General features: G+C 51.4%; 22 protein-coding genes. 18 read left to right on the plus strand and 4 right to left on the minus strand.

Annotation, left to right across the window (positions count from 1 at the left end; all coding sequences use genetic code 11):
* The first annotated feature begins 178 nt into the window (after positions 1-178).
* The 13 genes from JOD01_RS04640 (at position 179) to pyrE (ending at position 16,027) form a co-directional block, all read left to right on the plus strand.
* Entirely contained in the window at positions 179-1,651 is a 1,473-nt protein-coding gene (locus JOD01_RS04640; protein WP_204517076.1) for a phosphohexomutase domain-containing protein, read from the plus strand.
* A 113-nt stretch (positions 1,652-1,764) separates the two neighbouring features.
* A complete protein-coding gene (locus JOD01_RS04645) occupies positions 1,765-3,195 on the plus strand; it encodes a phosphohexomutase domain-containing protein (RefSeq protein ID WP_204517077.1) in 1,431 nt (476 codons plus the stop codon).
* A 213-nt stretch (positions 3,196-3,408) separates the two neighbouring features.
* On the plus strand, positions 3,409-4,050 hold the full coding sequence (locus JOD01_RS04650) for a serine/threonine protein kinase (protein WP_204517078.1): 642 nt from the start codon (positions 3,409-3,411) through the stop codon (positions 4,048-4,050).
* Between the two features lie 73 nt (positions 4,051-4,123).
* The gene (gene lspA / locus JOD01_RS04655) at positions 4,124-4,576 is read left to right on the plus strand and encodes a signal peptidase II (RefSeq protein WP_204517079.1); all 453 of its coding nucleotides are present in this window, start codon (positions 4,124-4,126) and stop codon (positions 4,574-4,576) included.
* A gap of 64 nt (positions 4,577-4,640) precedes the next feature.
* Positions 4,641-5,570 (plus strand): RluA family pseudouridine synthase, encoded by a 930-nt coding sequence (locus JOD01_RS04660; protein ID WP_204517080.1) that lies wholly within the window; start codon positions 4,641-4,643, stop codon positions 5,568-5,570.
* A 236-nt stretch (positions 5,571-5,806) separates the two neighbouring features.
* The gene (gene pyrR, locus JOD01_RS04665; RefSeq protein ID WP_204517081.1) at positions 5,807-6,370 is read left to right on the plus strand and encodes a bifunctional pyr operon transcriptional regulator/uracil phosphoribosyltransferase PyrR; all 564 of its coding nucleotides are present in this window, start codon (positions 5,807-5,809) and stop codon (positions 6,368-6,370) included.
* 148 nt (positions 6,371-6,518) lie between these two features.
* On the plus strand, positions 6,519-7,880 hold the full coding sequence (locus JOD01_RS04670; protein WP_204517082.1) for a solute carrier family 23 protein: 1,362 nt from the start codon (positions 6,519-6,521) through the stop codon (positions 7,878-7,880).
* A 200-nt stretch (positions 7,881-8,080) separates the two neighbouring features.
* Positions 8,081-9,028 carry an aspartate carbamoyltransferase catalytic subunit gene (locus JOD01_RS04675; RefSeq protein ID WP_275581920.1) on the plus strand — a complete coding sequence of 316 codons (948 nt, stop codon included), beginning with the start codon at positions 8,081-8,083 and terminating at the stop codon, positions 9,026-9,028.
* A complete protein-coding gene (locus tag JOD01_RS04680; RefSeq protein WP_204517083.1) occupies positions 8,995-10,299 on the plus strand; it encodes a dihydroorotase in 1,305 nt (434 codons plus the stop codon). Before JOD01_RS04675 ends, JOD01_RS04680 begins: the two co-directional genes overlap by 34 nt.
* 31 nt (positions 10,300-10,330) lie before the next feature.
* On the plus strand, positions 10,331-11,428 hold the full coding sequence (carA, locus tag JOD01_RS04685; protein WP_204517084.1) for a glutamine-hydrolyzing carbamoyl-phosphate synthase small subunit: 1,098 nt from the start codon (positions 10,331-10,333) through the stop codon (positions 11,426-11,428).
* Positions 11,412-14,624, plus strand: coding sequence for a carbamoyl-phosphate synthase large subunit (gene carB / locus JOD01_RS04690; protein ID WP_204517085.1), 3,213 nt, complete (start codon positions 11,412-11,414; stop codon positions 14,622-14,624). The genes carA and carB overlap by 17 nt, the downstream gene beginning before the upstream one ends.
* Positions 14,625-14,642: 18 nt before the next feature.
* Complete coding sequence (gene pyrF / locus JOD01_RS04695; protein ID WP_338028523.1) at positions 14,643-15,392, plus strand: orotidine-5'-phosphate decarboxylase; 750 nt, start codon at positions 14,643-14,645, stop codon at positions 15,390-15,392.
* Complete coding sequence (gene pyrE, locus JOD01_RS04700; protein ID WP_204517086.1) at positions 15,389-16,027, plus strand: orotate phosphoribosyltransferase; 639 nt, start codon at positions 15,389-15,391, stop codon at positions 16,025-16,027. The genes pyrF and pyrE overlap by 4 nt, the downstream gene beginning before the upstream one ends.
* Positions 16,028-16,071: 44 nt before the next feature.
* Here pyrE and JOD01_RS04705 read toward each other — a convergent pair whose 3' ends face one another.
* Positions 16,072-16,572, minus strand: coding sequence for a hypothetical protein (locus JOD01_RS04705; RefSeq protein ID WP_204517087.1), 501 nt, complete (start codon positions 16,570-16,572; stop codon positions 16,072-16,074).
* Between the two features lie 344 nt (positions 16,573-16,916).
* Between JOD01_RS04705 and JOD01_RS04710 the strand changes: the two genes are divergently transcribed.
* Both JOD01_RS04710 and JOD01_RS04715 read left to right on the plus strand, forming a co-directional pair.
* Entirely contained in the window at positions 16,917-17,816 is a 900-nt protein-coding gene (locus JOD01_RS04710) for a cation diffusion facilitator family transporter (RefSeq protein WP_204517088.1), read from the plus strand.
* Between the two features lie 65 nt (positions 17,817-17,881).
* A complete protein-coding gene (locus JOD01_RS04715; RefSeq protein WP_204517089.1) occupies positions 17,882-19,354 on the plus strand; it encodes a methyl-accepting chemotaxis protein in 1,473 nt (490 codons plus the stop codon).
* Positions 19,355-19,404: 50 nt separating this feature from the next.
* Here the strand turns inward: JOD01_RS04715 and JOD01_RS04720 are convergent, their stop codons facing one another.
* Both JOD01_RS04720 and JOD01_RS04725 read right to left on the minus strand, forming a co-directional pair.
* A complete protein-coding gene (locus JOD01_RS04720) occupies positions 19,405-19,488 on the minus strand; it encodes a YjcZ family sporulation protein (protein WP_204517222.1) in 84 nt (27 codons plus the stop codon).
* A gap of 111 nt (positions 19,489-19,599) precedes the next feature.
* A complete protein-coding gene (locus JOD01_RS04725; protein WP_204517090.1) occupies positions 19,600-19,911 on the minus strand; it encodes a hypothetical protein in 312 nt (103 codons plus the stop codon).
* A gap of 259 nt (positions 19,912-20,170) precedes the next feature.
* Between JOD01_RS04725 and JOD01_RS04730 the strand changes: the two genes are divergently transcribed.
* The gene (locus tag JOD01_RS04730; RefSeq protein ID WP_239565196.1) at positions 20,171-21,841 is read left to right on the plus strand and encodes a glutamine--tRNA ligase/YqeY domain fusion protein; all 1,671 of its coding nucleotides are present in this window, start codon (positions 20,171-20,173) and stop codon (positions 21,839-21,841) included.
* Between the two features lie 87 nt (positions 21,842-21,928).
* Here JOD01_RS04730 and JOD01_RS04735 read toward each other — a convergent pair whose 3' ends face one another.
* Complete coding sequence (locus JOD01_RS04735) at positions 21,929-23,089, minus strand: hypothetical protein (RefSeq protein ID WP_204517092.1); 1,161 nt, start codon at positions 23,087-23,089, stop codon at positions 21,929-21,931.
* Between the two features lie 144 nt (positions 23,090-23,233).
* Here JOD01_RS04735 and JOD01_RS04740 point away from each other — a divergent pair, with 144 nt between their 5' ends.
* Together JOD01_RS04740 and JOD01_RS04745 are read left to right on the plus strand one after the other, a co-directional pair.
* Positions 23,234-23,992, plus strand: coding sequence for a gluconate 2-dehydrogenase subunit 3 family protein (locus JOD01_RS04740; protein WP_204517093.1), 759 nt, complete (start codon positions 23,234-23,236; stop codon positions 23,990-23,992).
* A 19-nt stretch (positions 23,993-24,011) separates the two neighbouring features.
* Positions 24,012-25,730, plus strand: coding sequence for a GMC family oxidoreductase (locus JOD01_RS04745; protein WP_204517094.1), 1,719 nt, complete (start codon positions 24,012-24,014; stop codon positions 25,728-25,730).
* Positions 25,731-25,815 lie beyond the last annotated feature (85 nt).

Below are 25,815 nucleotides of genomic sequence, written 5' to 3' on the forward strand. Positions count from 1 at the left end.
TTTTTGTTTTTGTTTCTTCGCTACATTTCAAAATTGAGTCAAGACCAATGATCTCACAGTGCTATTTACACAAACATCGGCATAAAGTGGGCTTGATGCAGCATGTGGAAAAGGATAGGACTGTATTGTGAAAGTGCGGAACAGAATCGGAGGCACATCTGAAAAGGAGTGAACAACTGTGAGAGCACTGATCCTGACGGACGAACATACAGCCCATTCCCGTCTGGAAAGATCAACCGGGTTAAGCGATCAGCCGCCATCGCATGTTGATATGGCTGCGATCTTGCGTTTTCTGGGCAGATTTGCAGTGAAAGAGATCGTTGTGGTTGAGCGCAAACAGGTTGAACGACGCATACTGGATGGTCTGTTTGAGCAGCGTCTGCTCGTAATTCGCAGCGAGACGTTTACCGAGATTGATCTGAATGGCGCCCTTGCCTTCCATGAACGCAACCAGTCGCAACTGACAGTTGTTCTCAAATCCTGTTCCTGGCAATCGGCAGTTGAAACGATGGTGACCGATGCCAGCGGACGCCTCACGCAAATGTCCGAACAAACCGACAGCCAGGAGTTGTTTCAGGCAACGATTGATCCCGGCATTTATCTGCTTGAACCTTGCGCGATCAATTGGGAACATCACGTCGCGCCATCTGACCTTCACCGCTTTCTGTTAAGGCATCTATTGAATCAGGGAAAGCGGGTTTTCCGTTTCGTAGACCCGGGGCTTCGAACAGAAGCAGTCTGTGCGAATAACGTCTCCTGCGTCGAGCTGGAAAGCGCAACAGACCGACTGTTTGGGCTTGAAGGTAACCGGATAACCCCGGAATTGATCGCCCGGCTTGGAGCCGTCTATGGTGCTCTGCTGCAATCGAATGGCAAGGTGGCTTTGTCGGCATGTGATTCACCATTGGCCCAATTGTTGAAACACGGGCTGCTCACCAGTCTGTGCTGCCAGGGGATTCATTGCCTCGACCTGGGCATCTCCTTGCCTGTTGTCACCCAATTTTCGGTGGAACATTTTGCCTGCGATGGCGGCGTCCATTTTTCTGTTGCTGATCCAGCCGATCCGCGAAGCATCCGTCTGCATTTTTTTGATCGCCACGGGCGGCCCTTCAGCGGTGAGGATGAACGGAAAATGATGCAATTGTTCAGGAGACACGCGCGCCAACAGTTCGGCAGCTCGTTGGGACAACTGCAAGTGGAACACAACAGTTTGTCGCTGTACTGTCAAAAGCTTCATTCGCAAATCAGGCCCCGGCAGCGGTCTTGCACCGTACGGATCGATTCGGCGCCAACTGAGCTTTCGTTTCGTCTTGCCGCCATTTTGCAGGCTGTCGGCGTTTCCGTCTGTTTTGCCGCAGATCCGCTGGCCGAGGGAACGAAGGTGGCACTCACGATTCTTTTGTTGGAACACGGCGCTGATTTTGCTATCGTGACTGCTGACGGTGAAGTGATCGGCTCTGCGCAATGGCCGGATTTGCTGCGGTCTGTGTTCGAGCCGACCGCGGGAGTACGGCAAAAGACTGCCGATCCGATCTGCAACTTGCTGACCATTCTCGATTATTTGGAGATACACCAACTGACAATGGAGCAATTGCTCAGCCGCGAGATGGAAAGAAGGCAACCGCCCGGGTTTGTCCAACAGCCATCGTGAAGCGGCGGCGACAGCCAAACTGCAACAGCGAATTCCCGCTCGGTTAAGCATGGTTTGTACCGAGTGGGTTTCTTCTGTTTTCCATAAGGTGCAAGCCGAAAGGAGGGACATCATTGCCGAATCGTATTGTCTATCGTCGTGAAGGGTGGCGAGATGTGATCGCCAACGGTTTTACGGTGGAACATGTCCGCCTGGTTGCCCAGGCGATCGCACTGTATTTGAAAGAAAACCAGTTGCAGCATAATCGTTTGATTGTTGGTTATGACAATCGGTTTATGGGTCGCTATTTTGCGGAAGAAGTGGTTAAAGTTTTGGCTGCCAACGAAATCGCGGTTTATCTTTCCAACGAGCCGACCCCAACCCCGGTGGTTGCTTTTGCCGTCAAACACTTTGCGGCAAGCGGGGCGATCATGGTGTCAGCAGGCGGGCTAGGAGCGGAATACAACGGTCTCCGCTATATTCCCGAGCATGGCGGGATGGCTTCGGGCGCGGTGAACAGCCGGCTGCAACAGTTGCTAGCGGAAGTGCAGCGCAGCGGCGAAGTGCCAATCTTGACGCTGGAGGAAGCCCTTTCCCTGAGACGGATGAGCTACCTTTTCTTGCGGCCGCACTATGAAGCCCGGTTGCGTCAAATAATCCATTTTCCTTTGTTGAAAGAAGCCGGCTTGCCTGTCGTCATCGATCCTTTGTTTGGCGCGAGCGGCGGATATTTGAGCAACTTGCTGGCAGAAGCCGGCGTGCCGTTTCACTCCATACACGATCTGCCCGATCCGCTGTTCGGCGGATTGTCGCCGGAGATCAACGAACGCAATCTGCAGCAATTGGGGGCTGAGGTGTCTCGGCGAAAAGCCGCGATTGGCCTGGCCAACGACGGAGATGCTTCGCACTTTGGCGCGGTCGATCGCCAGGGGCGTTGGCTTTCCCCGAACAAAGTCGCTTGTCTGCTGGCTTGGCACTTGCTGAAAAATCGCAAAAGCAACGGCAGGATCGTTCGATCGCTGGCGGCCTCCCACATGCTCGATCGAATTGCCGAGCACTACCGGCTGCCATTCGTTGAAACGCCCGCCGGATTCGAACATGTCAGCGCGCAGTCGCTGCAAGGCGACCTGCTGCTGGGATGCGCGGAGGACGGAGCGTGCTGTTTTGGCGGACACATCGCGGAGCGGGATGGCCTGCTGGCCAATTTATTGTTATGGGAAATGTGCGCTTGGGAAGAGAAAGGTCTCGATCAACTGGTCGAGGAGCTGCACGAACAATTCGGCGATGTATCCGACTGCCGTTTTACGGTTCCATTAAAGCGGAAAGCTGGGCAGCGGCAGAAACCATTGCCGCTCTCTGTTCCGGCACAGGTGGGGCCGTATTGGGTGGCGGATGTGCGCGAATCGGCCGATTTGCAGCTGTTGCTTGCCGGAGGGCATTGGATCTGTATTCAGCCGCTGGAAACGGAAGCGAAACTGCAGGTTTATTGTGAAGCTGCTGATCAGCAAGCGTTGGAACAAATCAGGGAGGGCATCCAGGAGTGGTTTGCGGAAGCGGCGATTTAGGATTCATGGTTCAAACATAGAGGGGCCGTCTGCAGCGGGAGGCGGCTCTTCTCTGTTTTTGTTTCGTTGCCAAGTGCGGAAATGCAAGTGGCATCCAGCAGCAAGGATAAGCTATAATTCATTTCATATAAATGAGAGAGCCTGGCAAGCGCGAAAATTTTTGCATGATGGATCTTTAGGGAAAAACGTCTCAGAGAAATGAGAGTAGATAACATGAAAATGGATCAAATGGTCCTGAGACAATTGCTGCGGGAAGTGAAGCTGGCGAGCCATTCGCCCGATGATCCGGTAGTCGTGAGCTATACCCCTGAACCGTGGGAATTGGTCGGAACAGGCAATTATGCAGCGGTATTCGGCCATCCCGATTACCCCGATCTGGTGGTCAAACTATACGCTCCCGGCCGGCCGGGTATCGAACAGGAGATTGACGTATACCGAAAACTGGGGGAGACCCAGTCTTTTCCGGTCTGTTACCAAACCGGAGAAAATTATCTTGTGCTTAAACGGATTCGCGGCATTTCGCTGTTTGACTGCCTGCGATACGGGATACCGATCCAGCCGGCTGTGATGGAAGATGTGGAGCAAGCGCTGGCGGAAGCGAGAGCAAAAGGACTGCACCCCCATGACGTTCATGCCAAAAACGTATTGATGCATTTGGGCAGGGGGTACTTGATTGACGTCTCTGATTATTACAAACAGTCGCTTGACACCAAATGGCGGGATCTGCGCAAGGCGTACTACAAGCTTTATTTGCCGTTTCTCAAAGACCGCGGCTGGAAAATTCCGCTGTGGGTTCTCGACGGGATTCGCAAAGGGTACCGCTACTACAAAAAGCTGAAGCGATGGCTCGGTTGAATGCTTGTTGCATAGTAGAGACTATGGTATGCTGTTTACGGTTTATGCAAGCGAGAGATAGGAGGCTTTTATCTTGATTTATTTCATTATCGCCATCGTAATTATTTTGCTGGATCAATGGACGAAGTATCTGGTAGCGACGCATATGCAAATCGGCGAATCCATTCCGCTTATCCCGGAAGTTTTTCATTTGACCTCCCACCGCAACATGGGGGCTGCTTTTGGAATTTTGCAAAACCAGCGCTGGCTGTTTATCGCCATCACGCTCGTGGTGGTCATCGGGATTATTGTTTCTTTGGTAAGAATCGGCAAAAAGCAACCGAGGACATCGCTTGCTCTTGCGCTCGTTTTGGGCGGAGCGATCGGCAATTTTATCGATCGGGCTGCAACCGGACAAGTTGTTGACTTCCTCTATATCAAGCTGATCAATTTTCCGATCTTCAACGTCGCTGACATGGCGATCACGTTTGGAGTGGTGCTGCTGTTGCTGGATATTCTGCTTGAATCCCGCCGCAAAGGAGCTTAATGAAGAGCAAGGAAGCGGTTCATACTAAGTAACAAAGTGAATTTATGAAGACAGGAGTTTCTCGATGAACGATACGGTTTTATTTGAACGTTATGATTGGACAGTGGAAGAGGAAGACGCCGGAGAGCGGATCGACAAATTCATCACCTTGCAAAATGAAGACTGGTCGCGTTCCCAGGTTCAGGGCTGGATCAAGGAAGAGCGTATTACGGTGAATGGCCAGCCGGTCAAAAGCAATTACAAACTGTCGGTTGACGATGAAATCAGTTTGCGCATCCCGCCGCCGAAGGAAATGAACATCCGGCCGGAGCCGATGGAACTGGACATTGTCTTTGAAGACAGCGATGTCGTCGTCGTCAATAAACCGCGCGGGCTTGTCGTGCATCCGGCGCCGGGACATTACAGCGGCACGCTGGTGAACGGCTTGCTGGCCCACTGCAAAGATCTCTCGGGGATCAACGGGGTGCTTCGCCCGGGGATTGTTCACCGCATTGACAAGGACACGTCGGGCTTGCTGATGATCGCCAAAAACGACAAAGCACATGTAAGTCTGGCTGAACAGCTCAAAGAACATTCGGTCACACGCAAATACATTGCGCTTGTCCATGGAGTCATTCCACACGAGATGGGAACGATTGACGCGCCGATTGGCCGCGATCCGAAAAACCGCCAGCAAATGGCCGTCGTATTTGAAAATAGCAAACCGGCGGTCACGCACTTTGTTGTGCTGGATCGCTTCAAAGAGTTTACACTGGTTGAATTGAAACTGGAAACGGGACGAACCCATCAAATCCGCGTACATATGAAATATATCGGGTACCCGCTCGCGGGCGATCCGAAGTACGGACCGAAAAATACGCTGGAGCTTGATGGACAGGCATTGCACGCCAAAACGCTCGGGTTTACCCATCCGCGGACGGGCGAGCGGCTGGAGTTTGAAGCGGAACTGCCGCAGGAACTGCAAACTGTGATCAAACGGTTGAAAGATTACTAATCAATACCATTTGAAAAAAGGATTGACCATTTCCGTCATTCGTGTCATAATCCTAAGAGAACAAAGGAACCTTTAAATCCAGTCCCGAGAGGCTGGCAAGGGCAACGGTTAGGCTGACGGTCAAAGTGGCGCGCTCCATTTTGACTGTGCCGACAAAAGCTTCTTGTCCCTTGGGCAAGAAGCTTTTTTACGTTTTGCTCCAGTTCCGTCAAGCAAGAAGCAGGGAGGAGACCGCTGTGATTGAAAAAAGCGTCATTATGGACGAGGCCGCGATTCGCCGGGCATTGACGCGGATCGCCCATGAGATTATCGAACGAAACAAAGGAATCGAAGATTGCATTGTGGTGGGAATCAAAACAAGAGGAATTTATTTGGCGCAACGGCTTGTTCAGCGTATCGAACAGATTGAAAATGTGAAAGTGCCGGCCGGCGAGCTGGATATTACCTTTTATCGCGATGATTTGCAGCACAAATCAGAAGATGCCGTTTTGCAAGGCGCCAAGCTGCCCGCGAACATAACCGGAAAAACGGTCATCCTGGTCGATGACGTCTTGTATACCGGACGAACCGTCCGCGCCGCCCTCGATGCGCTGATTGACCATGGGCGACCGACGATGATTCAACTGGCCGTGCTCGTTGACCGCGGTCACCGCGAGCTGCCGATCCGCCCTGATTATGTTGGAAAAAACGTACCCACTTCCCGCGGGGAAATCGTCGCGGTTCATTTGGCAGAAGTGGACGGAGCCGACCAGGTGACGATTCAGCAAAAGAACGAAAGCGAGTACTTGGCAAGAGCATAGGATTAAACAAACGATGACAAATTATAAATAATCCTCTTTAATGCTGGTCCTGTGAGGTTAGCAAGGGGAGCGACTTCTTCAGAGGGAAGAAGTGTGCCTCTTTGCGCCTGCAAAGAGGTTTTTTATTGAAAAGAAAGTAGGGGAAATCATGAATCATAAAAATTTTATCGATGTAAATGAGACGCCAGCGTTGGGAAAATTGATCCCCTTGGGGATTCAGCATCTGTTCGCGATGTTTGGCTCAACTGTGCTTGTGCCGATTCTGACTGGTCTTGATCCGGCAACGGCGCTGTTCTCCAGCGGACTGGGAACGTTGATTTTTCTCGCCATCACCAAAGGGAAAATCCCGAACTACTTGGGTTCCTCCTTCGCCTTTATCGGACCGATCATCACAGTCTCGGCTGCCCATGGTCCAGGGACGGCGCTGCTCGGGTGCTTGCTGTCCGGGATTGTCTACATCATTGTCGCAACAATTGTCGCCAGAAGCGGAGTGAAATGGATCGACAAGGTACTGCCGCCGGTGGTAATCGCCTCGGTGATTGCCGTGATTGGCTTGAGCCTTGCCGGGACGGCTGTCGATATGGCGACCAAGGTGACAGTCAACAACGTGCCGACCATTTCTTTAACATCGATTGAAATCTCGCTGGTGACCATTATTGTCACCATTATCGCAGCGGTTGTTTTGCGCGGATTTTTCGCCTTGATTCCCATCCTGATCGGCATCGTCGTCGGATACTTGTATACTTTGCTGCGTCACCCGGACTTGATCAACTGGCAAACCGTTTCCGATGCGCCTTGGCTGGTTGGGTTTGGCGAAATGTTTACACAGCATTTTAAGTCGGGAGCCGTGTTTGAAGCGATGAGCACACCGTCTGCCTGGATTCCGGCTCTGGTCATCGCCCCGATCGCTTTCGTCACCCTTGCTGAACATTTGGGTCATCTGCTCGTTACCGGCAAAGTCATGGAGCGAGATTTGATGAAAGATCCCGGCCTGCACCGCAGCTTGCTGGGGGACGGGATTGCGACTTCACTGGCCGCTTTGCTGGGCGGACCGCCTGCAACGACCTACGGAGAAAACATCGGTGTGTTGGCAATCACTCGCGTATTTAGCAGAGCGGTGATTGGCCTGGCGGCAGTCTTTGCCATCCTGTTTGCCTTCATTGGAAAAATCAATGCCTTGCTGATGACAATCCCTACTCCTGTGCTCGGCGGCGTGTCCATCATCCTGTTCGGGATTATTGCCGCCCAAGGGCTGCGGATGTTCGTCGAAAATAAGGTGGACTTTGCCAACAAGCGCAACATGATCATTGCTGCGGCGATCTTGGTCACGGGTATCGGCGGATATAAAATCAGCTTCACCGGAGTGACTTTCTGGCAATCGTTCCTGACCAACTTGACGATCGATAACATCGCCTTCTCCACTTTCCTCGGCATCTTGCTGCATCTGTTATTGCCGGGGAAAGAAGCGGCGCGAGAAGAAGAGCCGCAGATTCAACGGAAAACTGCATAATCGTTCTGCATCGCTTTCCTTTAAATACGGTCCCGTGAGGCTGGCAAGGGGGCAGAGAAGACGACGGACTGAATTTCCGTCAGGCAGAGACTCCGCTGGTTGACCGCAGCAGGAGCATCAGCTTCTTACCCGTTCCAGCCCCAGCCGGGCACCAAACAACGGGAAGAAGCTTTTTTTCTGCCAAATAGAGGAGGATTAGGATGAACTGCCTGAATCATTTGATTAGCATGAACGATCTGAGTACGGAACAAATCAAGCAACTGATCAAACGCGCTGACGATTGGGCGACACAACCGGCAACCATTCGCCAACCGTTAGCCGGTTCCTTTGTGGCCAACTTGTTTTTGGAACCGAGCACGCGGACCCGCTTTTCCTTTGAAATGGCCGAAAAACGTCTCGGCGCCCAAGTGCTGAATTTCGCGGCGGAAAGCTCATCCACCAGCAAAGGGGAATCGATTTACGATACATTGCGGACCTTGCAGGCAATGGGTGTGCAGGCAGCGGTGATTCGCACCAAACAAAACCATCTGCTGCAACAGCTTCGCGACAGCTTGCAGTTGCAATTGATCAACGCCGGCGACGGCACCAATGAGCATCCTACGCAGTGCCTGCTTGACTTGCTGACGATCTGGCAGCACTTTGGACGATTCGCCGGACTGCGGGTTGCGATCATTGGCGATTTGCGCCACAGCCGCGTTCTGGGTTCCCATCTGCAAGCATTGCCGCGGCTCGGTGTCGAACTGCTTCTGGCTGGACCGCAAAGCATGATGCGCGATGCAGCAGAGTTGCCGAGCGGTGTCAAAATTGTGGACATGGCCGAAGCGGTCCAAACTTCCGATGTGGTGATGATGCTGCGTGTCCAGCTGGAACGTCACAGCGAAACGCTGCTGGTCACCAAGGAGGAGTACCATGAGCAATTCGGTCTGACGCTGGAGAGAGCGAAAAGTATGAAACCGGGCGCGGTCATCATGCACCCCGGTCCGTTCAACCGCGGCGTAGAGATCGCCTCCGAACTGGTGGAAGCAGACAACTCACTGATCTTTAAACAAGTGGAAAACGGGGTTGCCGCCCGAATGGCTGTACTGGAAAGCTTATTGACAGGAGGAAAAGCACAATGGGAATCATCCTTGCAAACGGTAAATTTGTAGACCAAAACGGACAATTGGTTCAGAAAGATATGTTAATCGAAGGGGAGCGGATCGCCAAAATCGCTGATGTCATCCCGGACGCGGGACACACCCGATTCGATTTGCAAGGAAAGCTGGTTTCCGCCGGATTTTTTGATGTGCATGTCCATTTCCGCGAACCGGGATTTGAAGCGAAAGAGACGATCGCCACGGGCGCGGCGGCAGCGGTGCGCGGCGGATTCACGACAGTCGCTTGCATGCCCAATACCCGTCCGCCGATCGATACGGCCGAAGCGGTACGTTTTGTCAAGCAAAAGGCGGAAGAGGCCGGATTGGCAAGAGTGTATCCGTACGGCACGATTACCGTTCGCCAGTTGGGCAAAGAATTGACCGACTTTGCGGCGCTCAAAGAAGCCGGGGTCTTTGCCGTAACCGATGACGGGGTCGGCGTCCAGTCGAGCGCCATGATGAAAAAAGCGATGCAAGCCGCCGCCGAATTGGGGCTGTCTGTCGTCGCGCATTGCGAGGACGATGATTTGCTTGTGCCCGGTGCGGCCTTGCATGATGGCGTAGTAGCCAAACGGCACGGTCTTGCGGGCATCCCGTCGGAGTCGGAATCGATCCATGTCGGCCGCGATATTTTGCTCGCGGAACAAACAGGGGTTCACTATCACGTTTGCCATATCAGCGCCAAAGAATCGGTCAGACTGGTTCGCGACGGCAAGCGGGCCGGAATCAACGTAACGACAGAGGTTATGCCGCATCACTTGCTGCTCTGTGACGAAGACATACCCGAAACTCTTGACGCCAACTGGAAAATGAATCCGCCGCTTCGTTCCAAAGAGGATCGCGAGGCGCTGTTGGCCGGTCTGAAAGATGGCACGATTGATATTATTGCGACCGATCATGCCCCGCATACAGCGGAGGAAAAAGCAAAAGGATTGGAGCGGGCTCCCTTCGGCATCGTCGGGTTGGAGACGGCTTTCCCACTGCTGTACACCCATCTGGTGCTGACCGGTGAGCTGACGCTGCAGGAGCTGCTTAGCAAAATGACCGAGAAGCCTGCAGAAATCTTCAACCTGCCATACGGACGGTTGCAAGAAGGAGCCATCGCCGACATTACCGTGATCGATCTGGAAAAAGAGCAAGCGATCGATCCGCTTACTTTCGCCAGCAAAGGAAAAAATACGCCGTTTGCCGGCTGGATATGCAAAGGTTGGCCCGTGAAAACGTTTGTTGCCGGTAAACTCGTGTATGAGCAAACCGATCAAGCAACGATGACAAGCAAATAAATCAGACGGTTAATCGACAGGAGGGCAAAACATGCGCGCACGATTCATTTTGGAAGACGGTACGGAATGTGTAGGAACAGCCTTTGGAGCGACAAAGCAAACGTTGGGCGAGGTGGTGTTTAACACCGGATTGACCGGTTATCAGGAGATCTTGTCTGATCCTTCTTACCGCGATCAGATCGTTACGATGACCTATCCGCTGATCGGCAACTACGGAATCAACCGCGACGATTTTGAAGCCGTCGTTCCCCATATCAAAGGATTTGTCGTCCGGGAACATTGCGAACAGCCGAGCAACTGGCGAAACAGCCAAACGTTGGATTCGCTGCTGAAAGACTACGAAATTCCCGGAATTGCCGGAATCGATACCAGGATGCTGACTCGCAAGATCCGTTATCACGGGACGATGAAAGGGTTGATTACCACCAGCACGGCACCGCTCGAAGAATTGCTGGCGCTGCTACGCCAAACGCCGATGCCGACAGACCAGGTCGCTCGTGTCTCAACGAAAAGCATTTACAACTGCAAAGGATTTGGGCCGCGAATTTTGCTGATCGATTTCGGCGCGAAAAACGGCATTTTGCGGGAATTGTTGAAGCGCGGCTGCGATGTCGTGGTCGCACCTTACAATATTACCGCCAGTGAGATCAAACGGATTCAGCCGGACGGCATCTTGCTGTCAAACGGGCCGGGTGATCCCAAGGATGTGCCGCAAGCGATCAACACGATTCGGGAAATATTGGGTCAATACCCGTTGTTCGGTATTTGTCTGGGACACCAAATTTTCGCGCTGGCTGCAGGTGCAGACACCGGGAAAATGAAGTTTGGCCATCGCGGCGGCAACCATCCGGTCAAAGAATTGGCCAGCGGACGGACATACATTACGTCGCAAAACCACAGCTACGCGGTAAAAGCAGATTCTTTGACGGGGACGGAGCTGGTGATTACCCATCTGGCTCTGAACGACGAATCGATTGAAGGTTTGAGCGCTCCGGGGAAACAAGCTTTTTCTGTCCAGTATCATCCGGAGGCTTCTCCCGGACCGGAAGATTCCAGCTACTTGTTTGATCAATTTCTGCAACTGGTGACGAAATCAAAGGAGGAACAATCTTATGCCAAAACTCGATAACTTGCGAAAAATCCTCGTGATTGGTTCAGGGCCGATTGTCATCGGCCAGGCTGCGGAATTTGATTATGCCGGAACACAGGCTTGCCAGGCTTTGAAAGAAGAAGGGCTGGAAGTGGTCTTGATCAACTCCAACCCAGCGACGATTATGACCGACACCAACATGGCGGACAAAGTCTATATCGAACCGCTTACGCCAGAATTTGTGGCGCGAGTGATCCGGCAGGAGAAGCCGGATGGGTTGCTTCCGACATTGGGCGGACAGACAGGGCTGAACATGGCGGTCGCTTTGGCGGAAGCAGGCGTGCTGGAAGCGGAGGGTGTCAAACTGTTGGGAACCAATTTGCAGTCCATTAAACAGGCGGAAGATCGTGAACAGTTTCGCAGCCTGATGATGGAGTTGGGAGAATCGGTTCCTGAATCGACGATCGTCAGCACCGTGCAGGAAGCCGTTGATTTTGCCAATGAGCTCGGTTATCCGATCATCGTTCGTCCGGCCTATACGTTGGGGGGAACCGGCGGCGGCATCTGTGAGAATGAAGAGAGCCTGCGGGAAATTGTCGCAAGCGGGTTGAAGAATTCACCGATTACCCAATGCCTGATTGAACAAAGTATCGCCGGAATGAAAGAAATTGAGTATGAAGTGATGCGGGATGCAAACGATAACTGTATTGTCGTCTGCAACATGGAAAATATCGATCCGGTCGGTGTGCATACGGGAGACAGTATCGTCGTTGCGCCGAGCCAAACGTTGTCGGACCGGGAGTATCAACTGCTGCGTTCCTCAGCCTTGAAAATCATTCGCGCCCTTGGCATCGAAGGAGGGTGCAATGTCCAATATGCGCTCGATCCGCACAGCTATCAATACTATGTCATTGAAGTCAACCCCCGGGTAAGCCGGTCTTCCGCACTGGCGTCCAAAGCGACCGGTTACCCGATCGCCAAGATGGCGGCCAAAATCGCCATTGGCTATACGCTGGATGAGCTGAAAAATCCGGTTACCGGCCAAACATATGCATGCTTTGAGCCGACGATTGACTATGTTGTGACAAAAATTCCGCGCTGGCCGTTTGACAAGTTTCAATCCGCCAACCGTCGGCTGGGAACGCAAATGAAGGCGACGGGCGAAGTGATGGCGATTGGCCGAACGTTTGAGGAGTCGATCATGAAAGCGGTCCGTTCCCTGGAAGTAGGCAGCTATCATCTGGAGACAGCTGGTGTCGGCGAACTGACAGATCAGCTGTTGCAACAACGCTTGATCAATGCCGATGATGAACGTCTGTTTTTGCTGGCCGAAGCGCTGCGCCGCGGCTGGAGCGTGGAGCAGCTGCACGAATTGACCAAAATCGATCGTTTCTTCCTGAACAAGTTGCAGAAGCTGATTGGTTTTGAAGCGAAGCTGAGATCGCGCGGATTGGAGCAGGAAACATTATATGAGGCCAAGCGGCTTGGCTTCACCGATCGCAAAATCGCCGAATTGACGGGATTGACCGAAGAAACCGTCTATCGGCAGCGGCTCGCTGCAGGGGTAACGCCCGTGTTTAAAATGGTGGACACCTGCGCAGCCGAGTTTGAAGCACAGACTCCCTATTACTACTCTACTTATGAACAAGAAAACGAACGGATCGAGACCGGGAAAAAACGGGTGATCGTGCTCGGTTCGGGACCGATTAGGATCGGGCAGGGGATCGAGTTTGACTATGCTACCGTGCACGCTGTCTGGGCACTGAAAGAAGCAGGATATGAAGCGGTGATCATCAACAACAACCCGGAAACCGTCTCCACCGATTTTAACACCTCTGACCGGCTCTATTTTGAACCGCTGTATATAGAAGATGTAATGAACATCATCGAACAAGAGAAACCGGAAGGCGTGATTGTGCAGTTTGGCGGGCAAACAGCGATCAATCTTGCTGACAAGCTGGCCAAGCGCGGCGTCCGCATTCTCGGTACCGCCCTGGAACAAATCGATGCGGCGGAGAATCGCGAAAAGTTTGAAGCGCTGTTGCGGCGACTGGAACTGGCGCAACCGCCGGGAAAGACGGTCACCACTGTCGAAGCGGCAAAGGTCGCGGCGGAGAATCTGGGCTTTCCTGTATTGGTGCGGCCATCCTACGTTCTCGGTGGACGGGCGATGGAGATAGTGTATAACCAGCAGGAACTCGTTTCTTACATGGAACAGGCCGTCAAAATCAACCCGGAGCATCCGGTGCTGGTCGATCGCTACATGCTCGGCACCGAAGTAGAGGTGGATGCCATTTCCGACGGAGACAATGTGTTGATCCCGGGCATTATGGAACATATCGAGCGGGCAGGCGTACATTCCGGAGACTCGATCGCGGTCTATCCGCCGCAATCCCTGTCACCAGCTTTGAAGCAGGAATTGATCGCGATGACGACCAAATTGGCCCGCGCTCTGGAAATCAAAGGATTGTTGAACATCCAGTTTGTCATCTACAAAGGCAAGCCGTATGTAATTGAAGTGAATCCGCGCGCATCCCGGACAGTGCCGTTCTTGTCAAAGGTGACCGGAATTCCGATGGCCAATATTGCCACCAAGGCCATTTTGGGGCAATCGATCGTCGAGCAAGGATACACCCCCGGATATCATCCGGAAGACGAGATGGTTTCGGTCAAAGTACCGGTCTTCTCCTTTGCCAAATTGCGGCGGGTCGACATTACACTCGGGCCGGAGATGAAATCGACCGGCGAAGTGATGGGGAGGGAACGGACATTAGCCAAGGCGCTTTACAAAGGTTTGCTGGCGGCTGGCATGAAGATCCCGACACACGGCTCCCTGTTGGTCACATTGGCTGACAAAGACAAGGAAGAAGCAGCTGACATCGTCAAGCGTTTTTATCAGCTTGGATTCAAGCTGCTGGCAACGACCGGCACTGCGCAATTTCTGGAACAAGCCGGTTTCCCTGTCACACGGGTGCAAAAGTTGTCGGAGGGGACGCCGAATCTGCTTGACGTGATCCAAAGCGGACAGGCCAATATTGTGCTGAACACACTGACGAAAGGCAAAACCCCGCAGCGTGACGGCTTCCGCATTCGACGGGAGGCAGTGGAAAACGGAGCGGTCTGCCTGACCTCGCTGGATACAGCGACGGCTTTGCTGCATGTGTTAGAAACGACCACGTTTGCAACAGATGCCATGCCCCGGCAACAACTCGGGAAAATCGGGGTAACCGTATAGAGAGAGGAAGAGAGAGCAGTGGCCCAACAGGATTGGAACCGACAAATCATTATCGCCTTGGATTACGCGAATATAACCGAAATGGAGCATTTCCTCAACCGTCTTGACGGACGGCTTGCGTATGTGAAAGTGGGCATGGAGCTGTTTTATGCAGCTGGATTGGAGGTCATCTATCGACTTAAGGAACGGGGACTGAACGTATTCCTCGATCTGAAAGTCCACGATATTCCCAATACAGCGAAAGGAGCCGTTCGCAGTCTGGCTCAACTGGGCGTTGACATGATCAACGTGCACGCAGCCGGAGGTATACAGATGATGCAGGCGGCGCGGGAAGGACTGGAGCAAGGGACAAAAGCCGGATCGCCGCGGCCATTGTTAATCGGCGTCACCATGCTGACCAGCACGAGCCAAAGCATGATGAACGAACAACTGGCGATCCCCGGTACGGTGGAAGAAACGGTGATCCAGTATGCCCGACTGGTCAAACAGGCGGGGTTGGACGGTGTGGTCGCTTCCCCGCTGGAAGTGCCGCAGCTCAAAGAACGGATCGGCCGCGAATTCGTGACGGTCACCCCGGGAATTCGCCCGGCGGGATCAGACAAGGGAGACCAGACTCGGGTTGCGACCCCGGCGGAAGCGTTTGCCTTGGGCAGCGATTATATCGTGATCGGGCGTGCTGTCACCGCTGCGCCCGACCCGTTGGCGGCCTGGGAACAAATTTTGCAATCTTTGCATTCGGTAACAGCAAAGGGAGGAGCATCACAATGAATAACAACCATCTCGCCAAGGTCATTGCAGCCCGTTTACTAGAGATTGGCGCGGTCCATTTGCGGCCGCAGGAACCGTTTGTCTGGACGTCGGGAATCAAATCGCCGATTTATTGCGATAACCGGCTTACCTTGTCCTATCCGGCTGTTCGCCGGGAAATTGCCGCCGGCTTTGCGGAAGTGATCCGCAGCGAATTTCCGGAGACCGAGGTGATCGCAGGCACAGCGACGGCCGGAATTCCCCATGCGGCATGGGTGGCGGAATTGCTTGATCTGCCCATGATTTATGTGCGTGACAAAGCGAAAGGACACGGCCGGAAAAATCAGATCGAGGGATTGCTTGCCAAAGGTCAAAAGGTGCTGGTCATTGAGGATTTAATTTCAACCGGGGGCAGTTCGCTCAAGGCTGCGGAGGCGGTAACGGCTGAAGGGGGCCAAGTGGTTGGAGTGGCAGCCATTTTCAGTTATCAGTTTCCGCAGGCCGCCGAGCAATTTGCCGAAGCGGGGATTCCGTTGCGCACGCTCAGCGATTATACGTCATTGGTAGAAACCGCGAGAGAACAAGCTTTGATCTCGGCGGAGGATGAACGACTCCTCGGCGAATGGCGAAAAACACCGCTGACCTATTTTGCCTGACGTTTGGCGAAAAAAAATGGCACATTGCCTTTGTGCCAGGGAAATTAGGGAGACTCGGATTCAGAGGGCTCCTTTTTTTCTTGTCGGGAAAAACGCAGAAGGAAGTGTTTGAGCAACAATCCGATCGCAATTCCCATGCCTGCCGTAATCATTGGCAGCCACACAGGACCGAGCAGCGTGCCTTGGATACGAAAAACGGGTGCGTAGATGATGCCGACGGTTCCAAAGTAGGCCGCCAAAACAAACGGATAGACCGAATGTTCTGTCTTTCCGCCGCTTGCCACATAGTAAGCGTCCCAGATTCCATACATATAGACACAGGGATAAAACATCAGCCATTGGAGATTGGTGCTGTCGAGCGCTTCCGCAATTTTTCCTTGAAAACTGAGCAAGATAATCGTATTTAGCCGGGCGTTGCTGTTAATCAAAAATTCCAGGACAAGCAATACTGTACCTTTCACATACTGCCCGTTTAAATATTGTCCAAAACCGGGAATCGCGATGCTCCATAGTACTTTATCCCATATCGAATCCGTCTTTTTCATCACAATTCACTTCATGCCAGAAAGTCTGCAACCGTTTGGAAAACTAGCCATTTGTTGAACATAGGTTAATACCATGTAAAAGCCTCCCGCTTTATGATAATTTTAGGATTCCAAACAGAAGGGAGAGCTATACACACGATCACCAAATGGACACTTGTTGGTCATTGTCTCCCATTTATGCTATAATAGATTTTACGTTAAAAAAAGTGGTGGACATGATGAGTGATCAATCATACTTTCGGCAAAATCTTGACATACTATGGAATGAAAGCGAACCCTTGACCAAAGATGGTCAAGGGCTTTTGTTTCCCTAGGGCAATAAAACTGGCAGGAGGAACAATTTTATGACAACGGCAACTGCTGCATCATCGATGGCAATGTGGTTCAGTCTACTAAGCAATATTATTCTTACTTTGCTTAAATTAATTGTCGGTTTTTTGACCAACAGTCAGGTGCTGATGGCTGATGGCATCCATAACGCCGGAGATGTGATCGCAACCGCGGCTGCATTCAGTTCGATGCGCATTTCCCAAAAACCGGCGGATCAGGAGCACCCGTACGGTCACGGCAAAGCCGAAGTGTTGGCATCGGGAAGCGTTGCCATCATTTTGGGCATCGCCGCCATTTATATTGCATTTGAATCGATTGTCGCGCTGTTTGAAGAACCTGCACCGGCCAGCTACATTTCTTTGACTGCTGCGATCATCTCTCTTGTTTGGAAGCAATGGCTCTATGTCTATACTTACCGCATCGGCAAAAAGCAGAACAGCAAAGGACTGATTGCCACTGCCTACGATCATTTGGCCGATGTGTACGCTTCAATCGCTGCTGTCATTGGCATTGGCCTGGCATTGGTGGGAGACGCCTACCATATTCCCTACTTCGCCTATGGGGATGCGGTGGCCGGTTTGGTCGTTTCCATTTTGGTGCTCAAACTGGTGATACACATGGGAAAAGAAGCGGTTGATATTTTGATGGAGAAAAACTTGGATCAGGAGCAAATCGATCGGTTTGCCGAGTTGATCCGTTCGATTCCCGAGGTTAAGCGGATTGACCGGTTGCGGGCGAGAGAACACGGACATTATATTCTGGTGGATGCCAGGGTCTCCATTCCCGGAGAGTATACAATTCAGCAGGGGCATGATATTTCCCGCGAGATCAAAAGAGTGATCATGGAAAAATATAACGAAGTAGATGAAGTGCTCGTCCATCTGAATCCTTGGTATGAAGAGGATGAAACTTAGGTTTGTCTTATTTTCTAACAGCATATAAAATAGATGAGTAGGCACAACTTAATAGGAGGAACCATATGCTCAATTTTATTGGAAGGGTACTAAGAGACAAAGAAGGTTTTATGATCTTTATTTTGTGGAATCAGCTTTGGATCGGGGGATGGATCGCCTACCAGTTCGATGTTTCCTTTTGGAAGGTTGTTTCCATCGGTTTGCTGGCTACCCTGATTGTTTCACCCTATTATTTTGTCAATGGAAAGAGTCCAATTATTCGTTATTTGGTAGCTTTCGGTTTCATCTTTTATTCGGTTTCATTTGATCATTTCACCGATTATCCGGAAGTAAGTTACATAACATTTATCATCTTGGGATTGTTGGCTGCCTTCCTGGATTGGAAGCTGATCGCCACCACAGGATTGATTGAGATTGCCGCCAATTTGGTCGGGTTCTATAGCGGCTTCTATCAAATTTTTGAGTCGACAAATACGGAGATCGATCTGGTGCTGAAAATTCTCGGCATTGTCTTTATGATGATCGGTCTGATCTACTTGTGCCTGTCGGGAAAAGCCGCTTTGCTGCGGGCGGAAGCATCGCGACAGGAAGCGGTGGAGAATGAAAAGCGGCTCGAACGCATTTTTCAAAATATTAAAGAAGCGACGGTTCAATTGGACCAAACCGGCTCCAAAGTATTCCAGCATGTAGAAGGAACAAAACAAACGACCGATGATATGATGGTGGCTTTTCGTGAGCTTGCTTCCGGCATGGAAACCCAGACCAATTCCACAGTCAAGATCGACGAAGAAGTGAAGTCGATCGAGACGGAAATCTTGCATATCAATCAACAAGCGAACAGAATGAAGCAGGAAGCTCAGGAAAACAATGAGCGACTCGGGATGGGCATTGTTACAATGAATGATTTGTCCGTACAAATGAACTACATCGTGGAAACGGTTAAAGTGGCCTCCAAAACGATTCATCAGTTGAACGAACAATCAAACAAAGTGGAGCAAATTGTCGGAACGATCAACCAAATTGCTTCCCAGACCAATTTGCTCGCCTTGAATGCGGCGATTGAATCGGCACGCGCCGGCGAGCACGGCAAAGGATTCGCCGTGGTGGCGGATGAGGTTCGCAAACTGGCCGAAGAAAGCGCGAAAGCGACACAGGAAATTGCGGCCATTCTGGAAAGCTTGCATCAGGAAAGCCAAAACGCGGTAAAACAGATGCAAGACGGGGAAGCTTCCGTGACCAAAGGACAGAAGCTGGCGATGGAAACGGTCTCGTCTATTCAGTTGGTCAAATCCGGAATGGAAGGGTTTATGCAAGCGGTCGACCAAGTTTTGGCCAGTATCGTCCAAGTCCGGCAAAGAACGGAAGAAGTGGCCTGTTCGATGTCGAGCATTACCAATGTAACCGAGGAATCGATGGCCAGCATGGAAGAGCTGTTTGCCACAGCTGAAACCCAACATGAGAAAATCAATGAGATCAACAAAGAAACAAACGAGCTGCATACGCTCTCTTCGCAGCTGAAAAATGCGTTGACCAATTAGTCGAACATAGGAAAAGCCCTTCGCTAAGGAAGGGCTTTTCGCGTTTTTTATTAGTCAGCGGCACCAACGATTACCAACAGAATGAACAACACCAAAATCAAGGCAAAGTCGTCAAAGTCGTTAAAGAATCCCATATTCGCCAAGACCTCCTTTTAAACAAAGATAGTACAGAGTATGAAGCGGCGCGCCAGTTTGCTTGGACGGTTGCCTGTTGTGGCCAAAATCACCGCCGTTCGCGGGCCGGTTTAGTCAAAGTCGTGCGGTCGACCTCCGCTTCCAAAAATCCCTTTAAAATTTTGAATCATGCCGATCACTTCGCTTGCTTTTGAAAGGTGATTGCTCACTTGATTCAAGTCTACCCGCGACAACTTGCTGAAAAGCGATAGCGATCTTCGGTTGCTTTTTGGTTTTGCGACAGTGCGTTGCCATTGTTCATAATAGGTGTGAAACAGTTCCGGGTTCCTGCGCAACTGCCGGCGGCTCACTTGATTGCTTCTCAACCATTCCTGAAATTCAGGGCTGACTCTTGTCCGCTCGGGAAGCTCCCTTCTGGCCATGTTTCTTCCTCCTTCATATTGCGTGGCATATGGTACAGTATGAATCCGCTGGCGGCTTTGGAAACGGTATATACCTAGCGATTGCCGGCAAAACAGGAAATAGACAGATATCACAAGAAGAACTAGAGGGAAGGTTCCCGCTTAGAACGGAGCGGAATGTGCAAGGGCGGTTTCTTTTAAAGGCAGGTTGAACTCTTGTGGCATTATCAGTATTATTTAGAAAGAGGAAAATGGTTTCGTCTAGATATATCGTGAAAGGTTGATTGTGGTGGAAAACAAGCCGGCTTCATCGAATTTTATTCGTACGATTGTGATGGAAGATTTAAAAGCGGGAAAAGTGCAGGAAATCGTGACCCGTTTCCCTCCTGAACCGAACGGTTATCTGCATATTGGCCATGCCAAAGCGATCTGCCTCAATTTTGAACTGGCGGACGAGTTTAACGGCAAGACCAACTTGCGGTTTGATGATACAAATCCTGTGAAGGAAGATGTTGAGTATGTCGAAGCGATTAAAGAGGATGTCAAATGGCTGGGGTTTGAATGGGACAATCTCTGCTTCGCTTCCAATTACTTTGAGGAAATGTACAATCGGGCGGTTTTGCTGATCAAGAAAGGCAAAGCGTACGTCTGTGATCTGACTGCCGAGCAAATTCGGGAAACGCGCGGAACTTTAACCGAACCGGGCAAAGAAAGTCCTTACCGCAATCGTTCGGTTGAGGAAAACCTCGAACTGTTTGAGCGGATGCGCAATGGTGAGTTTAAAGACGGGGAAAAAGTGTTGCGCGCCAAAATCGATATGGCTTCGCCCAATATAAATTTGCGCGATCCGGTGTTATACCGGATTTCCCATACCAAACATCACAACACCGGCGACAAATGGTGCATTTATCCGATGTATGACTTCGCTCATCCGTTGGAAGACGCGATCGAAGGGGTAACCCACTCGTTATGTTCGTTGGAGTTTGAAGATCATCGCCCGCTCTACGATTGGTTGATTCAAGAATGTGAGATGGAGAATGTTCCACATCAATATGAATTTGCCCGCTTGAACATGACCAATACGGTGATGAGCAAACGGTATTTGAAAGCGTTGGTGGACGAGCAAGTGGTGGACGGTTGGGACGATCCGCGCATGCCGACCATCTCCGGACTGCGACGCAAAGGGTTTACGCCGGAATCGATCCGCAACTTTTGCCGTGAAGTGGGAGTTTCCCGCAGCAACAGTCTGGTCGATTCGAAAATGCTGGATCATTTCATTCGCGAAGACTTGAAGCTGAAAGCGCCGCGGACGATGGGAATTCTACAGCCGTTAAAAGTGGTGATTACCAACTATCCGGAAGGACAAGTGGAATGGCTGGATGCGGAAATCAATCCGGAAAATCCGGAAATGGGTACGCGAAAAATCCCGTTTTCCCGCGAAATTTACATTGAGCAAGATGATTTTATGGAAAACCCGCCAGCCAAATACCACCGCCTCTTCCCTGGTAACGAAGTTCGCCTGAAACACGCTTACTTCATTCGGTGCGAAGAGGTGATCAAAGACAGCGAAGGCAATGTTGTGGAAATTCATTGCACCTATGACCCTGAAACGAAAAGCGGCAGCGGCTTTACCGGCAGAAAGGTGAAGGGAACGATCCACTGGGTTGAGGCAAAACAGGCGGTTCCGGCAGAGTTTCGCTTGTATGAGCCGCTCATTCTCGATGAAGAGGATGACGACAACAAGACCTTCCTGGAAAAAGTGAATCCCAATTCGCTTAAAATAGTCCAAGGATATGTCGAGCCGAATATGAGTGAAGCCAAACCGCATGACAAATTTCAGTTTTTCCGTCATGGTTACTTTAATGTTGATCCAAAATATACGACCAAAGAAAAATTGGTCTTTAATTTGACGGTTTCCTTGAAAAGCTCGTTTGAGCTGCCCAAAGCGTAAACAGAGAAAAAAACAAAAGACGGTTGCCAATCTGGCAGCCGTCTTTGTTTTTGTGAATTAGTGGAGCGGATGACGCACGGGCTTTGTTTAGCGTGATTGCTGTTGGTTGGATTGCTGACTAGATTGTTGGTTGGATCGCTGAGTGGATTGGCTTTGATTGTCTCCGCGAGCCGCTCTCATGACCAATGCCAGATCGGCGGTGAATCGTTTGTCTCTGCCATTTTGCGATTGCAAACTGTTTCGGATCCGCTGCATTGCGGAAACAGCCTCAGGGTTGGTCACAGTCAGCACACGGACATTGCCCCCAAAAATCGATTCGATTTCCTGACGGGCCGCTTGCAGAGAGTCGCCTGTGCCAGCGCCGGTTGTATTTCCGCCGTTGTTACCGCCTGCATTGCCATTTCCGCCGTTTCCACCGGTATAAAGGTTTGCGCTGCCGTAGGATGCATCGGCTGTGCTGCCGCCTGCAGGCCCGGTCGACGTTCCGGCGCCAGCGCCAGAAGCTCCGCCAGCGCCAGAAGCCCCGCCGCCAGCGCCAGAAGCCCCGCCGCCAGCGCCAGAAGCCCCGCCGCCAGCGCCAGAAGCCCCGCCAGCAGAAACCTCTCCGCCGGAACCGGCTCCGCCCGTTTGGCCTGGCTGCTTCTGATTTCCGCCTGACATCGTTGCACCGGGCATGCCAGGTGTTCCTTTAAAGCCGAAGTCCTGATCCGATTGCGTTGATGATGTGCCGGAGAAGCGATTGAGCAGTTTGTTTTGCATGGCATCATACTGCATAGCCGAACCTTGATGATCGTTGTTTTGACCGATGATCACGGTGTCGTCGATCACTAATACTTGTACGCCGTGGATTCCTGCGCTGCCCAGCATGGACTCCAGCTTGGTGGAGACACCTCCGCCCGGCAGAGCGGAGCTGCCGATGGAACTGAGCACATTGGCCCCCATTCCATAATGTTGCGCCCCCATTTCGTTGGTGGTGCGTTTCTTATCGCTGTTGATGCTTGGAATCAAGGTGGCATCTTGTTTGTTTCTGCCTTGTGTGTGGGTTGATTTTGGCGCTTGCCCCGTTTGTTTTCCTTGCGCTTGCCCTCCCTGAGCTTGGCCGGACTTATTCTGCTTTTGGTTTGTTGCCTTGGTTCCAGCCGTGTTGTTGCCGTTGCCTGCTCCTTGCTGATTCTGATTTCCACAGGCCGACAAGACTAAGGCGACACAAAGTGCGGGAAGCACCGCTTTTAATGGCTTGCGATTCATGATTGATCCCTCCAAAGTTTCTGTGGAAATTCTCTTTTCCTATCGTTCCCTGCACTGTTCTTTGTATGGGTGGTGGTTTTTGCCAAGAAGCATGGATAATTTTTGGCAAATTTGAGCAAACCAAGGAATAGGAGGTGGATTCTTTTGGCAAATCAAGAAGAAAACAAAGATTCTTCCACAATATCGAGGCGAAAATTTTTAGCAAACTCCGGTTATGCGATCGGGGGATTGGTCGTCGGCGGCGTTCTGGGAAGCTTGCTGGGACGCGAGCCGAAGCAGCAAACACCAGCCCCCAACCAGTCAGCGCCGCAACAAACTCCCGATTTTAACCAGGCATTGATGTTTTTTACCCAGGAGCAATTCAAGGTTGTCGACGCTGCAACTGAAAGAATTTTTCCCAAGGATGACAACGGACCAGGGGCCCGTGATCTCGGCGTGGCCTTCTTCATTGACCACCAATTGGCTGGCGAATACGGCTTTAATGCCCGTGATTATATGCAACCGCCGTTTTTCCCCGGCGAAAAGGTTCAAGGGTATCAAGGGCGATTGCGCAGAAGGGAAATTTACGAAATTGGCTTGAGGGAAATGCAGAATTACAGCATGAGCAAGTATAAAAAGAACTTCTATGATTTGGCTCCGGAAGAACAAGATGCGGTTCTGACCGCTTTTGAAAAAGACGAAATCAAATTGACGACGACATCTGCCAGCGGCTTTTTCAAAATGTTGGTCACAAACACATTGGAAGGGGTATACGCTGATCCGTTGTACGGCGGCAACAAAAACATGAGTGGCTGGAATTTGAAAAAGTATCCGGGCAATCAAATGTCTTACGCCAATATCATCGAGAAGGAGGGACTGCCGCAAATCAAGCCTGCCAGTTTGCGAGATCATTTATCTCATTAATGTAAAAGAGGTGTCCATTATGCCGAAGAGACTTCCGAAAGTGGATGTAGTACTTGTTGGCGTTGGTTGGACCGGGGGCATTCTCGCTTCCGAACTGACCAAAGCCGGATTGACCGTCGTAGGTTTGGAGCGCGGCAAAGAAAGAAAAACCGAAGATTATTTTATGGTTCACGATGAGCTTCGCTACGCGCTCCGCTATGAACTGATGCAAGATCTTTCCAGAGAAACGGTTACATTTCGCAGTAACGAAAAAGTCAGGGCATTGCCGATGCGTTCCTATGGGTCCTTTTTGCTCGGGGACGGGCTGGGTGGCGCGGGTGTGCACTGGAATGGACAAACGTACCGCTTTTTGCCGTATGATTTTCAAATCCGCACGCAAACGATCGAACGGTATGGCGCCAATAAAATCCCGGCGGAGATGACCATTCAAGATTGGGGCATCACCTATGATGAGCTGGAGCCGTATTTTGACAAATTCGAGAAAATGGCGGGGATTTCTGGCGAAGAGAATCCTCTGGGCGGCAAACGCTCGGACAAATATCCGACTCCGCCGATGAAAAAATCGCCAACGGTCAACATGTTTATTGAAGCGGCCAAGAAGCTTAATCTTCATCCCTATATGGTGCCGTCCGCCAATCTGTCCGAGAACTACACCAACCCTGACGGGGTAGCCAGAGCCGCTTGTCAGTATTGCGGCTACTGCGAGCGGTTTGGCTGTGAATACGGAGCGAAAGCTGATCCGGTGGTGACCGTGATACCGGTGGCGAAAAAGACCGGCAAATTTGAGATTCGCTCCCATTCCAATGTCCGACGGATTTTACATACTGGAAACAGAGCAACAGGTGTGCTGTATGTTGATGTGACGACGGGAGAAGAAATTGAACAGCCGGCCGACATTGTCGTGCTGACCAGCTTTGTGTTCAATAACGTACGGCTGTTGCTGATGTCCAATTTGGGCCGTCCCTACAATGCCGCCAACAATACCGGCGTGATCGGCAAGAACTACGCATACCAAGTGTTCAAGGGGCAGTCGGTCGGCTTCTTTAATGATTCCGAATTCAATACGTTCGCCGGTGCCGGATCGCTCGGAGCTTGCCTGGATGATTTCAACGGGGACAACTTTGATCACTCTGACCTCAATTTCATCCATGGCGCCAATATTGCCTATACGCAAACCGGTAAGCGGCCGATTCAAAACAATCTTGTGCCCAAAGGAACACCGGGATGGGGAAAAGAGTTCAAGGCAGCGTCGATCAAGTATTACAACAGTACGATCAGTGTCGCGGCACAAGGCGCTTGCATGCCATTCCGCCATCATTATCTGGATCTTGACCCGACCTATCGCGATGCTTACGGCGATCCGCTCATTCGCATCACCTTTGATTTTGAGGAGCAGGATCGTCAATTGACGCAATATCTCGCTTCCAGATGCGAGGATATCGTCAAAGAAATGAAGCCGAGCCTGGTTGAGACAGCCAAGGAACTCGGGCCGTACGATATTACGCCTTACCAGTCGACCCATAACACCGGCGGAGTGATTATGGGTGCAGATCCGGCCACCTCTGCCGTAAACTCTTATTTGCAGATGTGGGATGTGGAAAATTTGTTTGTGGTCGGTGCTTCCGCTTTTGCGCATAACAGCGGCTATAACCCGACGGGAACGGTAGGCGCGCTGGCTTACCGGGCGGCCGAAGGAATTTTGAAATACCGGAAAAGCGGCGGGGGCATTCTCGTCTGACGAGCCGAAGCAAACAACCGATTTCCTGGTAACGGGAGATCGGTTTTTTTATGGAGAATTGCGGGGCAAAGTGTAAGTTGGAACG

Source organism: Brevibacillus fulvus (assembly GCF_016908525.1).
In the GTDB taxonomy this organism is placed as follows: domain Bacteria; phylum Bacillota; class Bacilli; order Brevibacillales; family Brevibacillaceae; genus Brevibacillus_G; species Brevibacillus_G fulvus.